Genomic DNA, 14,221 nt, shown 5'->3' on the forward strand with positions numbered 1-14,221 from the left:
AGCTTCTAATTCAGCCTGTGGAGATGTAATTATAATCTGGCAAACTGCTTCAGGAATGAGAGGTCACTGTTATAGAAATGACGAATATCGTCAACTCCATACTTCAGCATCGCAATACGTTCTACACCCATACCAAATGCAAACCCGCTGTATTCCTTAGGATCGTAGCCGCCCATCTCAAGTACGTTAGGATGAACCATTCCTGCTCCTAGAATTTCAATCCAGCCGGTTTGTTTACACAAACGACACCCAGCTCCCCCGCACTTAATGCAGGTAACATCGACTTCAACACTAGGCTCTGTGAATGGGAAAAAGCTTGGACGAAGACGAATTTCTGTATGTGCACCGAACATTTCACGCACGAACTGGAGCAACGTACCCTTCAGGTCACTCATCCGAATGTTTTTGCCGACGACAATTCCCTCTACCTGATGGAACTGGAAGGAATGCGTAGCATCATCATCATCGCGACGATATACTTTACCTGGAACGATGACCTTCACAGGGGATTCACCTTGCATCGCAAGCATGGTACGAACCTGTACAGGAGAAGTATGTGTACGCATGAGAATATCTTCTGTAATGTAGAAGGAATCCTGCATATCTCTGGCCGGATGATTCTTCGGCAGGTTGAGCGCTTCAAAGTTGTAATAGTCCGTTTCGACCTCTGGACCTTCAGCTACCTGATACCCCATACCGACAAAGATATCCTCGAGATCTTGGATAACCTTCGTTAATGGATGGAGCCCTCCTTCTGGCAGACGGCGTCCTGGCAGCGTGATATCAATCGTTTCCTTTGCCAGGCGTTTCTCGGTTTCTGCTCTTTGAAATGCTTCCTGCTTCTCTCCAATTACAGCTTCGATAGCACCACGAACGTCGTTTGCCACCTGTCCAATGACCGGACGTTCCTCTGCACTCAGTGCGCCCATACCACGCAAAATTTCAGTAAGCGCACCTTTTTTACCTAAATATTTCACCCTTATATCGCCAAGTGCCTGTGCATCATTTACGCCTGCCAGCTCAGCAAGCGCTTCGTTCTTCAAAGCTTCCAATCTTTCTTTCATGACGTTCAGCAGCCTCCTTTAAATCCCCTAAGATTTTGATCAAACAAAAAAAGGCCTTTTCTCCCGATGAAGGGACGAAAAGACCGTGGTACCACCCTTGTTAGATTCATGTACAGCTGTTATAAGGCTATTCTCAGCCATATCCGCTCTACGATTTCAATCTCACTTTAGCACGCTCATAACGGGACGTGAACCGGTATCCTCTACTGACACACAAAGTATACGGTACATACCGTCTATACTCTATCTGATGTTCAAGGAACTGCTCCGGAGCGAACTTCGACAGCCTGATTTCGTAGAAACGCTCTCAATCTCTGGCGCTTCCTCCCTGTTCAAAAGCACTGTGTACTCTTCTCCATCTAAGCATTTTGTTCATTTTAAGTCTTGCCTAGTTTGCTACATTATTATACGCAAATGCGTCTTCTCTCGCAAGTCCTGTAATCAAAATAGGCTATCCTCTATGTTGGGAAGAACGCTTATCCTTCTTTTCCAAGGCTGCCAGCTGTGAGCGAATCTCCCGGATTTCTTGCAGTGTAGCACTGTCCATATAATAAGATTCGACATTTGCCTGTTGCCCGGAGTTCACTTGATCGTAACTAGACCCTGTCAGCAATTCATTCAAACGATGCTGCAGCTGGATCCGCAGGTCTTCCTCCTCACGCTCCTCGGGAGTTTCATTTTTTCTAGCCAAATGCTCCTCATATTCCTGTACCGTTCCATCAAATATGCGCAAAGGCTCATCCTTACCCAAATGGAGCAGCTGATTAGCCAGCTTTCGGACAAGCGTCCGATCGTGAGATACAAACACAAAGGGACCCTCGTAGTTCAGCAGCGCTTCCTCCATCACTTCTCTAGTATCAATGTCCAAATAATTGGTAGGTTCGTCGAGGACGAGCAGATTGGAACCGCTGAAGTACAGTCTTATAAATGCTGCTCTGCACTTCTCACCCATGCTCAAATCTCCAATCTTCTTGAATACGTCATCCCGTGAAAACAAGAAATTACCCAGCATGGTCCGTGCCTCTGTTTGTGTCATGAATGGATTAATGAGCAAGCTGTCCAGCAAAGTCATCTCCGGCTGCAGACCTTCAAGCTCCTGCGAAAAATAACCTATTTTAGTCTTAGGATGAAGGTTCACCTCTCCTTTTTGTGGAGACAGCTCTCCCGTGATCAGTTTTAGCAGCGTTGTTTTCCCAGCACCATTCACGCCTTGAAGAGCAATCCTCTTTCCGCGCTCAACGACCAGGTTAATCCCTGAGAATACAGGCGTTTGAGTAGCAGGGTAAGTGTACTCCACGTCTCTTAGCTGAACAAATGTCCTTGCCCCAAATTCCCCTTCCCTTAAATCCACACTGACTTTAGGACCTTCCCGCGGCCTTTCAACCCGTTCTCCCTCAAGCCTTTCAAGCTGCTTTTGCTTCGCATGATATCTTGATATATTTTTGTTGGCCCTTGCCTTATAATAACTTGCTGCAATTCTTGACTCTGTTACATTCCCTGCGTTTCGATGCGATATCTTAAACCATTCCTGGTATTTACGAATAGACTCCTCCAGTGCTTTCTTGGCAAGCTCCTGCTGACGATATTTCGTCGCCTGCTCTCTGCGCTCGCGCTCCTTCTGCGCCTTGTATTCCTCATAGCCTCCCGGATATTTATGAGTCCCCTCCGGAGTAAGCTCACAGATGCTCGTGGCTACCCGGTCCAAGAAGGTCCGGTCATGCGATACAAAGACAAGTGTGCCTGTATAGGACAATATCCAGCCTTCCAGCCAGACCATGCTCTCATAATCAAGATGATTGGTCGGCTCATCAAGAATAAGCAGCCTCGGTTTTCTCGTTAATAGTGCAGATAGGCGCAGCCTGGTCTTCTGACCTCCACTTAGAGAAGAGAAGGGGCGTTCCCATAACTCCTCCCTAATACCGAGATGCGTCATCATTCGCTCAAGCTCAGCTTCTTTCGAATAACCACCGTAGGCTTCATATTGATCGAGTATCTCACCATAGCGCTGAAGCAAATCGGGAGAAGGATCTGCCTCAGAGGCGAGGCTTCCCTCCACCTCCTGAAGATCCATTTTTAAGGCTCCCCACCCTCCGCTCTCTGCATAGGCAATCTGTTTAACACTCAGGTGCTCCTCCGGTTTAAAGTCTTGGCGCATAAATCCGATTTCTTCAGACTCAAGATGGACGCTTAATGTACCTTCCGTCGGCTGTTCACTGCCTGTCAGAATATTTAGCAGCGTCGTCTTGCCACAACCATTCCGTCCAAACAGAGCGATTCGCTCATTCTCATTAACCTCCATATTGACATGTCCGAACAATTTCTTTCCGTTCCAATCCTTACTAATCTCACGCATATGAATAAGTGTTGTCATACCGTATCTCCCTCTTTCTGTACAGAAGCTAAAACACCGCAGGCAAGGAGCCTGCGGCTTAGACGTAATCTATAGAAGAAGCGTACTTTAGAGGATAGGAGAACAGGTAAAGATACACCTGCGGTATGTGAGCAAGCAGAGCTGACCGGTTCAAGTCCAGCACGAGGCCGCGGAACAGACAGCACAAATAACCACACGTATCCCATCAATAGAAATAAGCACACTTGTCCCTAGATACGTCAGCCGCATACAGCTAACCTGCTACACCATCGGTTTACAGTTATCTTCAGGATATCGTGTGTTTTACTCCATGATACGTGTGGTTACCTCTCATTCATCATAATTGTTTTTAGTATAGCATGATCTTGAAGAAAGGCAAATATGCAAATGCCTAATTAAAAATATAATGACTTCCCCTTAAACCATTTCAAGAAAGCATCTGCTACCTGTTTACCTGCCTCACCGTTCGGGTGTGGATCAAATTCATTGCTCATGTATTTTTGCTGAACACGGTGCTCATCCGGCGCAGCGCAGGACAACACTTCTGCGATATCAAATACATAATCCACGCCTTCAGGCGGTCTTGTACGTAACGTCTCATTCACTGTACGCCAAATCTCCTCCCTCTGCTCTACAAAATTAAACGGAGGTACGGTGAAGAGAATGATCTGCGGTTTGGCCTCCGGATTTTGTTTCAATTTCCGAACAATGGCTGTCAGATCCTCAAGCAGCTCTTCGCTGCTCCGAGCGCCAATATCGATGTCATTGACACCCAGCACCACAGCCACGTAATCACCTTGACTTGCTTTCACAAGCCATGAACCATCTGCAGCCGCATCATAGGCCCTTGCCCAGCCTGATCCAATATTCCAGACGCTGTATTCTGTATTTAACCCATCTGCAATACGGGCTGCCCAGTATTCATAGCCGTCTTTTCGTGTTCTTACTCCCTGTGTGATAGAGTCACCCAAGAAGATCATCCGATGCTTCACTTGTCGTTTATACCCAATAAATGCCGGCAAGACCAGCTGATTCTCCAGTGCTGTGAAGGATGCTCCCGATTCCTCCGAAGCCCTCCTTCCTTCTGCAGCATAGGCAGATACAAGCAGTCCTTCGGTGTTGTACGGAAAGGACTTTCCTGCTGCTTCTGTTGTAAGGGTCCAGGTAAATACCAGGTCCCGTCCCGGCAGCACATTAATCGTGACTGCATCACTCCAGAATTGTTCTCCAGGCTGTACGTGCTTCGTATATTCCCCTTCAAATGTGATCGGGGTACCCGATCCAGGTACAACACTTCCATCCCGCTCTTCCTGACTGACGGCTACATATACAGACTCAATCTTCCATTGCCCGCCAGGCATGCTCCCTTGTGCTACAGCACCCATATCCCAAGTAGAATCCACCACATTGCTGTGCCAAAATTTCATTTCCAGCGGCCCGTTCTCTCTAAGCTTGATGTACGTTCGATATGTACGTGTGAATGCGGTTTCCTGAATCATTATAAAATTCGTTGCCGTCGACACGGCGGTTGCAGATACGTATTCCCCCAGCATTTCTAATCCACCCTTTTATTCATGTTGTATCTAAATCTATCAATCTAAACCTCCATCATTATACTCCAGCTTCAAAAAACAAATCTATAACCCATAGAAAAAAGCCTCGCGAAGAATCGCAAGGCTCTTAGTGAAGCGGGTGATGGGAATCGAACCCACGCTACCAGCTTGGAAGGCTGGAGTTCTACCATTGAACTACACCCGCATATATACAATCGGGATGACACGATTTGAACATGCGACCCCCTGGTCCCAAACCAGGTGCTCTACCAAGCTGAGCTACATCCCGTCATCGTTATGTATCATTTACTTAATTGGTGACAACTAATAATATATCACTCACAGTTAATTCATGCAATACTTTTTTTGCTGAGAGAAGCATTAGAAGCTTTCTAGATAGAATGAACTCACAGATTATGAGGATAAAATTGTACAATTGTGAGGCTCACTAAACATCTATGATGCGAATCCATTTTTCAGCGCATCACAGCCAAAACTGGTTCTTTCTAATATATTTATGTATGTCTTATGTTCATTCTATCTAGCCTTTCTAATTATAGACAACTACCTTTAAAAATCGGCTTTCAAAATCTTCAGACTTAAGCGGTTTGCTGAAAAAGTATCCCTGACCTTCATGACAATGCTGTTCCTGCAGAAATAGAAGCTGTTCTTCATTTTCTACACCTTCAGCAGTGACCTTAAGCTGTAAATGCTTGGCCATAGAGGTTATCGTAGATACGATGGCCTTGTTGCTGTGGTCCTCCATCAGCTCACGAACGAAGGACTGATCAATCTTCAATCGATCGATTGGAAGCTTCTTAAGATAATGTAACGAGCTGTAGCCAGTCCCAAAATCGTCAATGCTAATCTGTACACCTAACTTCTTGATCCGATCCAGAACATCAATTCCCTGATCAAAGTCCAGCATCGTGCTCTCTGTAATCTCCAGCTCAAGACATGTCGGATCAAGGCCCGTATCAAGCAGAACGCGCTGAATTCGATCTGTCAGATGCACATCCTGAAATTGCCGAATGGACAGATTCACAGAGATCGACAAGGGTTTGTACTGCTGCTGCCATTTTCGATTCTGAGAACATGCCTCCTTAAGCACCCATTCCCCAAGAGGAACAATAAGCCCGCTCTCCTCTGCGATGGGAATAAAATCTGCTGGTGAGATCGTCCCTTTGACCGGATGCTGCCAGCGCACGAGTGCCTCAACACCAACGACCTCATTCGTTCTTAGATCGATTTGCGGCTGGTATTCCAAGTAGAATTCTCCACGCTTCAGGCCCTTTCTGATGTCATGCTCCATCTGCAGGCTTTTCTGTGCCTCCCGTTTCATCGAGACTGCATATCGGTTCAAATCCATTCCATGATCCTTCGCGAAATGAAGGGCTGTATTCGCATTACGAAGTAATTCCTCAGGTGAGCTTCCGTCAAACGGAAATAGGCTAATGCCAGCAGACGGAGTAAGGTACAGCTCACGATCTTTTAATAGTAAGGGCTCTTTGAAATGCTGAAGAATTTCACTTACCTGCCGGTTTAATAATTTTGTTTCAACAAATTCGCTTAAAACGACAGCATATCGGTCACTGTCCAGCGAGAACACCTCTATTTTGCCGCCTCTATATTGCTTTAGGCGTTCTCCTGTTGTTTTCAGCAGTTGATCTCCGAACTGATAACCAAGCGAGTCATTTATGATCTTAAATCGGTTGATGTTGATGACCAGAAGACCCACCGTCCGATTCTCTGAATATGCAGAATGCATACAATCACGTAAATGTAGGAGTAAGGACCTCCGATTCGGCAATCCTGTAACTTCATTATAATGAGCCATGTAGTTCAGCTGTTCTCGGGTGACGGTCTGCCGCTCCAGCGGAATCGTGACGTAAACGTTGAAATACACCTCTTGAAAAATGAAATAGCCCAGCAGCTGAAAGATCATGGACAGCGTAAAAGAGAGATCTGATACGTCTTGAATCTGCAGCATAAAGCCTTGACTGACAATACAAAATATCATACCAAGTATGAGGTTCTTATTCACATTCATTACTCGTTTTACCTTTGAAAATAACAGCCCCAACAGAGCCAGCATTAAAAAAGATAAAAGAGAAAAATGGATCGCATAATGAATTGGATTTACAATCTCGTTCAAGGGGTCATAAACGCTAAAGAAGTAATCAAGATTGTCGTTGTTTTGTAGAAGGAGAAGCAGGACTGCCATATATAGCAGGGCAGCACCTAATCCTATAGATTTGCGGATGGGACGCTCCGCCGATTTTGGAGAAGAAAACCCGAGATAAAGCATGCCCATTACACAGAGCAACCGAGTCAAAAATACTATAAGTATGACATCGGAGGTATCCACCAGCAGCTCATTTCTGAAGGAAATTCCACTATAGTGTATAAATAATAGCAATTCCAAAAAACCTGCTGCAAAAAATACAGAAGCAATGTACTGTCCATTATGTGTTCGCTGCCCCTGTTCCAAAAGTCTCGCCTGGTTAGACGCCGAGAAGCAGATAATTAACGAACAAAGAGAGATGCCCATTCCCAATAAATTAATAAGTTCCTGACTAAGCAATGAAGATAAGGAAGGCATTATCCATGGGTTCAAAATACATAATATAAGACCAGCACCCGCAGTCCATAAGAACTTGGGATGTCTCAACTTAATGCTCATAGCATTTATTGATGCCTCCTAAATATTGTCCATAAAGTACGTTTATTTCATTGGTTATCATGTATTTTACAGTTAAGATGTGACATATTCCAACATTTTCTTCAATATCCACTGGACTATAATACCATTTAATCAGCAAACTTTGTACTATTTTTTTGACTTATCTATGCATAAACGCGCAATTTGTAGGTATTAAGTCTCTATAAAATAAAAACACCCTCTACCATTTAGTAGAGAGTGCCTAGTCAGGGAATAATGCGAGCAAAACGGCTAGTGCTCATCCCAGAATCGATTCATCGGTTATAAGAGGATTAATGCACAATCCTCACTTATCAAAGTTCACTTCAGGTGTGGTAAGTGTATCATAGAAATCGACGACCCGGTCTTTATTCTCCGAATTACGAAGTGCCATAGCCGAACGAGGATGCTCGTCGAGATGACCTGTTATCATATATGGCAGGATGTATCCCCACTCTTCTTTCTCACGTAGAGGTACAAGGAGCTGCTCCAGCGCATCAAGAACAGGACGGAGCTTATATTTAGTTCCTTTCAAATGAGCTATTAGCAGTTCTGTCGGACAATTACCGGCAGCGCGGCCCATTCCATACACGGAAGCATCCAGCAGTTCAACACCAAGCTCAGAAGCGATCAGCGTGTTGGAGAATGCGAGCTGCATGTTGTTGTGGGTGTGGACCCCAAGCCGTTTGTTGGGCAGATGAAGCTTGAACTTCTCAACAAGATATTTAATGTCACTGTGATCCAGGCTTCCATAGGAATCGACAATGTATACAACATCAACCACACTCTCATTGATCATTTCAAAAGCTTCAAGAAGCTCATTCTCCATCACATTGGATAGTGCCATAATATTAAGTGTCGTTTCGTAACCACGTTCATGGAAGATGCGAACTAGCTCTAGACCCTTGTCCACATCCTTGATATAGCAAGCAACACGGATCAGATCCAGCATACTTTCGCTGCGAGGAAGAATGTCATTTTCGTCTACTCTTCCGATGTCTACCAGTGCGGACAGCTTGGTGTTGCCTTTTTGAGGAATGACCTTTCTCAAGAAATCATCGTTCAGGAAGCGCCAAGGCCCTGCTTTGTCGGCACCCTTCAGCAGCTTAGGGGAATTTTTATATCCAACCTCCATATATTCAACGCCTGCTTCATTTAAGCTCTCATACAGCTTCTGTACAAATTCCACGCTGAAATCCCAATTGTTCACGAGGCCGCCGTCTCGAATCGTGCAGTCTACAATCTTGCTATGATTTGTCATCGTCTTCATGGCTAAGCTCCTTTATATGCCTACTTTATTTCTCTCATGATACTTGAACGTGGAATGAAAAGTAAAGAGAAGCTCGACCTAATCTGACATTAAGCTTACTTATGTGCCTGATCAAGCGGTTGAACCTCCTCGGGAGATACCTTTTCCTCCCCATATCTGACTTTATTATATAAAGTTATTAACTGGTGGATCAGCTCTCCTCTATACGGAACGTGCTTGTGTCGGACTTCTTCGTGTTCATTCAGCCATTGCTCCAGCTCATTAGGCGTGAGTGATGAAGGCAGTGGTCCTGCTTCCTTACCCACCTGCTCTACAACAGACTTATAATAATATCGGATTCTTTGTTCAGGTTCCTCAGGGACTCGTTGTTTACGGAACATGCGAAAAAAATCTTTCTTCGGTCTGTTCTCGATCGTCTCCGTTATATCGATATAAGCTATTTTTTCCGGGATTGGAGTCTCCTGTTTGGGTTTACTTCTGGATTGTAGATATCGGCTCACCTTCTTGAGCAATCTCCACAGGCCATAACCAATGAATAATAAGAAGGCAAGCACAGCGAGCATGACCAGCGCGTTCAGTACCCAATCCCATACGGGTGATGAATCACTCGAAGGTTCTGCTTCAGTGGGAGGGAATAGTAGTCCTTCTGAAGGAAGCTGAGGGATGGTCTCTGGTATTTCCTCAGAAGGCTCTCCATCAAACAATGAACGAAACCAGCTCGTAAATCCGTTCCACAGGTAATTAAACAACTCCGACAGATAATTAAATGTCCCAAGGATAATGACTATGACTAGGAAGAGAAGCATCCGTGGCCGATTCAGTTCGAAGAAGCTCTTCATTTGCGGTCTCTTGCCATCCATGTCTAAGGTGGCCCGTCTCATCTCACGAGAATGTCTTGTCCAGATATAGACTAGAAACCCGATGATACCGGCTGCATAAATACTCATTGCATGATCGTCCAGTCTAGGTACTCTCGTGGCAATCAGGCTTAATGCAAGCAATGAGATAAGTCCCGTATATTGCATACGATCCGCAGGAGCAAAATTCAATCTTCGTTTACCCAGGGTAAGCCCGCGATATGCCGTTCCGGCTCCTGCCACTGCTGCCAGAAGAACAGGGAGAATGGTTATATCCTGCTCTGTGTCTAATAGAAGCGTCCCGCCAACGGAGATCATTATTCCAGCAATCCATGATACACATCCAGCCATAAGCTTGTTATTAATTGCAGAACTCAGCCAGATCGCTGTAAAGAGGTCAAGCACAAGCAATATGAAAGTACACACGGGACTTATTTGCAGTGCAAAAACAGAGAGCAGTACCATTAAAGGATAGATATAGACGAGCTCCATCAAGCCCAGCAAGTACACTCTTATAGGTACCGCTTGATCACGATCATTGCTCATCTCCCTGCCTCCTTGTACTCCGGATCTGAATCAAGGTATACAATGCTGACTTTATTTCCACCGAATCTGAGGCGATTCAGCTGCTCCTCCATGCCTGGAGATACGAACGGCGTAATTAATAAATAATCCTGCCGCTCTCCTGAATCAAGCTGCCTGTCAGCCTCATCCATAAGCACCTGTTCCATCGGTATCAAGCACTTTAATTGTACTTCGGCCATGGCTTGCATTATATATTCTGCGTGAAGAACTCCATAGTCGGCATCAATCCGCACGAGTGAATTTGATCCTAAAGCGTATGCATTATGCATGAATCCTGTTTTTAGTCCTCTGCTCACTGCATCATTCACCGCGGTTGCGGCATAGGATAGACCTCTCTCGGCCATCCCCGGCTTCGTTACAACACTCCACATGTCACTGGATTCCTGAATATTGAATATAATGAGCGTTTGCGGATCCGAACTGTAGCCTTGTTTATATACCTGTAATTGACCGGTTCTCGCGCTTGCTGACCAGTGGATCCGATTCATCGGGTCGCTCGCTCCATATTCCCTGACACCGAGAATAAGAAACGGATCCTCTACGATCCATCGGGATACCTCCAGCTCGCCTTGCCAAACCTCATAGCTCGTTGGCATTTCGTGATCAGCCAAGAGTGCAGGGAATACAGTGATCTGTACCGATACAGGCTGCTTCTTCGCATGGGAATAGACACCCAGGAGGTCGCCGCCTGTCATCGTCACCGTTTCCAATTGATATACACCGCGATGCTGGCAAGTAAAGAAATGCTTCCGCGTAATTCGAGTATAGGGTTTAAGCGAGAACAAGCTTTGATGATTTTGATAAATATCTCCTCTGCTGATGCCGAGTTCAGCACCTGTATGAAATATAAAAGAAGCTGGCATCATTGCCTCTAAGCGAAGCCAGGGTACGGGAAGTCTTTTCTCATTCGAAATCTTCTCGACCATCTCAAGCTCATCCCCGGCATAACACTGTTTCTTCGCAAACTCACGCTGATACGAAATTCTCTTCAGTGCAGGTACCCCAAGCAGGATACCTTGAGCAAAAACTAGCAGAAGGCCGACGACAAGAAACCACAGAAGCTCCATTGGTTATTGCACACTGCTTTCTACACTTGTTCTGTCGCTCGGCACAGGAATTTGTGAAATGATATCACTAAGCAGCGCTTCAGCCTTTCCCTCCTGCTGCTTGGATCGATGTTTGAATACGAGCCGATGTGACAATACAGGCAGCGCCAAAGCCTTTATATCATCAGGCAGTATATATTCTCTGCCTTGTATGGCTGCCCGGGCCTGTGCCGCCTTAAGCAGTGCTTGTGTTCCTCGTGGGCTTACGCCCAGCGCAATATCCGGATGATGTCTTGTTGCATCAGCGATAGAGATAATATAGCGCATCAGATCTTCCTGTACGCGAACGGCTGTATAAACCGATTGTGCAGCTACGATGTCACGCTGGGCTACAACCGAAGATACACCTGTTATGAAATCCCCGCTTACCGTACGTCGCAAAATTTCCACACTTTCCTCCTGAGTTGGATAACCCATGCTCATCTTGAGCATAAAGCGGTCCATTTGTGCCTCTGGTAATGGAAATGTACCTTGATTATCAACAGGATTTTGGGTGGCGATAACAATAAATGGCCTTTTGAGCTCATGTGTGTGCCCATCTACACTAATTTGCCTCTCCTCCATACATTCCAGCAGGCTGGACTGTGTTCTCGATGTCGCTCGGTTAATTTCATCGGCAAGAATCAAATTAGCGAACAGAGGACCTTCGCGAAATTCAAACTCTCCTTCCTTTTGATTATAGAAATGAATCCCCGTGAGGTCTGAGGGCAATAGATCAGGAGTAAACTGCACTCGTCTAAACGTACAATCTAACGAGGCTGCCATCGTTTTGGCCAGCAAAGTCTTCCCGGTACCTGGTACATCCTCAAGCAGAATATGACCTGAGGCGATCATCGCGATCAGCATTAAATCCACTGTATCATTTTTACCTACAATGACTTTTGCCATATTTGCTCTAAGCTTGGCCGCTACTTGTGCGATTTCATGAAATTCCATAACGATGTCAAGACCTCCCCATATTCGTAAACGTTTTCATATAATAAAGTGATTTTACCATAACCCTATATTCCATGCATGTTTTTTCAAATGAAAAAGACCTTGTATATCACAAGGCCTGAATTACTTATGCATTTGTTACATATTCTGCAATGGTTCTCACCATAGCTCCAGTCGCTCCTTTGGGATGAATACCTCTCTCTTTCGATACATAAGCCGTTCCGGCAATATCCAGATGGATCCACGGCATTCCTTCTGCAAAAGTACCTATAAATAGACCTGCAGTAATAGAAGCACCGTATCTTCCTGTACTGTTCCGCAGATCGGCGACCTCGCTACGCAGCATTTCTTCAAATTCAGGATAGGCGGGCAGCGGCCATACCTTCTCACCCGTTCGTTTAGAGGCTAGTATAAATTCATTCATAAAGGGATCGTCGTTAGATACGGCTCCTGTAGCGACGTCGCCAAGTGCTGATACAACTGCTCCAGTCAGTGTAGCTACATCAATAATTCTTGTTGCTCCGAGCTCCTTCGCATAAGTTAATCCATCAGCGAGCACGAGCCTTCCTTCTGCATCCGTATTTAAGATTTCAACGGTTCTGCGGCTGAGTGTAGTGATAATATCTCCCGGTTTGAAAGCACTGCCTGAGGGCATATTTTCAGCGGAGGGAATGACAACAACCACATTCTGCTCAGGCCGCAGCAAGCATAGGGTATGCAGTGCACCCAGTACCACAGCCGCCCCGGCCATGTCACTTATCATCTCCTCCATCCCAACACGAGGCTTGAGTGATATTCCACCGGTGTCAAACGTAATGCCTTTTCCGACCAGCCCGATAATTTCTCCTTCCCAGGAGGTCTTCCCTTGATATTTCAGGACAATCATTCGAGGAGGATTCACACTCCCGGCTCCTACCGACAAGAGCCCACCCATGCCCTTCTTAACAATTTCGTTCTCATCCAGCACTTCGTATTCAAGTCCATGCTGCTCAGCGAGCCTTACGGCCGCATTGGCCAGATCATGAGGAACAAGCATATTGCCAGGCAGATTTGTTAAGTCTCTGGCTAGTATCGTTCCTTCTGCAAAAGCCCTCCCCCGCTCCATACCGATATGCCACTGCCGCTCATGTTCGTCCTGATACACTTTGTCCTGATGAAATATAAGCCGATCTGGGCCAGTATAGGCCACTTGTGTACGTTTGTATGTTTTGCGTCGATAGGTGCCTAGTATAAAACCTTCTGTAAGCGTATGAGCCACGACAGCAATATCTTGGGACAACGAATAAGTAAGCATAGAGGAAGGCAATGCAAAAACGACTTGATCTGCGCAGATCTTCACCGCTGTTTTTGCAGCGCGCACTGCAGCAAGGCGAAGCCCTTCAGGGGTAAAAGGATACTGTCCTGTTCCGACTAATATTAATGTTATTGCTGTATCTGACTGCATCACGGGTATGGTAAACAATTGATTTTCAGATCCTTGGAATAATCCTCGTTCCTTTACAGAAGCAATCGCTTCCTTCCATTCCGCAGGAAAATGTCCCGTAATCCACTCCGCCTCGCTTACCAAACAAATGACAGCTTGCGCTTCAATCGATTCGATCGGAATGTCTGATTTCCATAACACTTCCATCTTCACATTCATCATCATATCCATCCTTCAGCTAGCTATTAAATACGATCAAATTCAAATATAGCCTTAATTTCATACTACTCCTTTCATATACCCACCATGACAAATTAAAAAAGTTCAGAGAGCAAAAAAAAATCAGAAGCAGCTA

At 45.5% G+C, this 14,221-nt stretch carries 9 protein-coding genes and 2 tRNA genes; all 11 read right to left on the reverse strand.

Translation table 11 applies throughout. From position 1 onward, the window contains the following. Nucleotides 1-29: 29 nt before the first annotated feature. Nucleotides 30-1,064 (reverse strand): phenylalanine--tRNA ligase subunit alpha, encoded by a 1,035-nt coding sequence (gene pheS / locus BK126_RS05820; protein ID WP_076311699.1) that lies wholly within the window; start codon nt 1,062-1,064, stop codon nt 30-32. A 451-nt stretch (nt 1,065-1,515) separates the two neighbouring features. Then, a complete protein-coding gene (abc-f, locus tag BK126_RS05825) occupies nt 1,516-3,435 on the reverse strand; it encodes a ribosomal protection-like ABC-F family protein (RefSeq protein ID WP_076311700.1) in 1,920 nt (639 codons plus the stop codon). A gap of 395 nt (nt 3,436-3,830) precedes the next feature. Then, the gene (locus BK126_RS05830; RefSeq protein ID WP_076311701.1) at nt 3,831-4,988 is read right to left on the reverse strand and encodes an SGNH/GDSL hydrolase family protein; all 1,158 of its coding nucleotides are present in this window, start codon (nt 4,986-4,988) and stop codon (nt 3,831-3,833) included. Nucleotides 4,989-5,122: 134 nt separating this feature from the next. Continuing rightward, nucleotides 5,123-5,193, reverse strand: a tRNA-Gly gene (locus BK126_RS05835). Between the two features lie 10 nt (nt 5,194-5,203). Continuing rightward, nucleotides 5,204-5,277, reverse strand: a tRNA-Pro gene (locus BK126_RS05840). A 261-nt stretch (nt 5,278-5,538) separates the two neighbouring features. After that, complete coding sequence (locus BK126_RS05845) at nt 5,539-7,671, reverse strand: putative bifunctional diguanylate cyclase/phosphodiesterase (RefSeq protein WP_076311702.1); 2,133 nt, start codon at nt 7,669-7,671, stop codon at nt 5,539-5,541. Between the two features lie 325 nt (nt 7,672-7,996). Beyond that, on the reverse strand, nt 7,997-8,959 hold the full coding sequence (locus BK126_RS05850; protein WP_256209574.1) for an aldolase catalytic domain-containing protein: 963 nt from the start codon (nt 8,957-8,959) through the stop codon (nt 7,997-7,999). 95 nt (nt 8,960-9,054) lie between these two features. Beyond that, nucleotides 9,055-10,362, reverse strand: a complete 1,308-nt coding sequence (locus BK126_RS05855; RefSeq protein WP_076311703.1) for a hypothetical protein — start codon at nt 10,360-10,362, stop codon at nt 9,055-9,057. Then, a complete protein-coding gene (locus tag BK126_RS05860; protein WP_076311704.1) occupies nt 10,359-11,468 on the reverse strand; it encodes a DUF58 domain-containing protein in 1,110 nt (369 codons plus the stop codon). The genes BK126_RS05855 and BK126_RS05860 overlap by 4 nt, the downstream gene beginning before the upstream one ends. A gap of 3 nt (nt 11,469-11,471) precedes the next feature. Further along, nucleotides 11,472-12,443 (reverse strand): AAA family ATPase, encoded by a 972-nt coding sequence (locus BK126_RS05865; RefSeq protein ID WP_076311705.1) that lies wholly within the window; start codon nt 12,441-12,443, stop codon nt 11,472-11,474. A 127-nt stretch (nt 12,444-12,570) separates the two neighbouring features. Further along, the gene (locus tag BK126_RS05870; protein WP_256209575.1) at nt 12,571-14,091 is read right to left on the reverse strand and encodes a leucyl aminopeptidase; all 1,521 of its coding nucleotides are present in this window, start codon (nt 14,089-14,091) and stop codon (nt 12,571-12,573) included. Nucleotides 14,092-14,221: the final 130 nt, after the last annotated feature.

It is taken from the genome of Paenibacillus sp. FSL H7-0326 (genome assembly GCF_001955535.1).
Lineage (GTDB): Bacteria > Bacillota > Bacilli > Paenibacillales > Paenibacillaceae > Paenibacillus > Paenibacillus shunpengii.

Excerpts from the sequence above, each read along its gene's own strand:
- pheS (WP_076311699.1), bottom strand. The coding sequence starts at position 1,064 with ATGAAAGAAAGATTGGAAGCTTTGAAGAACGAAGCGCTTGCTGAGCTG.
- abc-f (WP_076311700.1), bottom strand. The coding sequence starts at position 3,435 with ATGACAACACTTATTCATATGCGTGAGATTAGTAAGGATTGGAACGGA.
- BK126_RS05830 (WP_076311701.1), bottom strand. The coding sequence starts at position 4,988 with ATGCTGGGGGAATACGTATCTGCAACCGCCGTGTCGACGGCAACGAAT.
- BK126_RS05845 (WP_076311702.1), bottom strand. The coding sequence starts at position 7,671 with ATGAGCATTAAGTTGAGACATCCCAAGTTCTTATGGACTGCGGGTGCT.
- BK126_RS05850 (WP_256209574.1), bottom strand. The coding sequence starts at position 8,959 with ATGAAGACGATGACAAATCATAGCAAGATTGTAGACTGCACGATTCGA.
- BK126_RS05855 (WP_076311703.1), bottom strand. The coding sequence starts at position 10,362 with ATGAGCAATGATCGTGATCAAGCGGTACCTATAAGAGTGTACTTGCTG.
- BK126_RS05860 (WP_076311704.1), bottom strand. The coding sequence starts at position 11,468 with ATGGAGCTTCTGTGGTTTCTTGTCGTCGGCCTTCTGCTAGTTTTTGCT.
- BK126_RS05865 (WP_076311705.1), bottom strand. The coding sequence starts at position 12,443 with ATGGAATTTCATGAAATCGCACAAGTAGCGGCCAAGCTTAGAGCAAAT.
- BK126_RS05870 (WP_256209575.1), bottom strand. The coding sequence starts at position 14,091 with ATGATGATGAATGTGAAGATGGAAGTGTTATGGAAATCAGACATTCCG.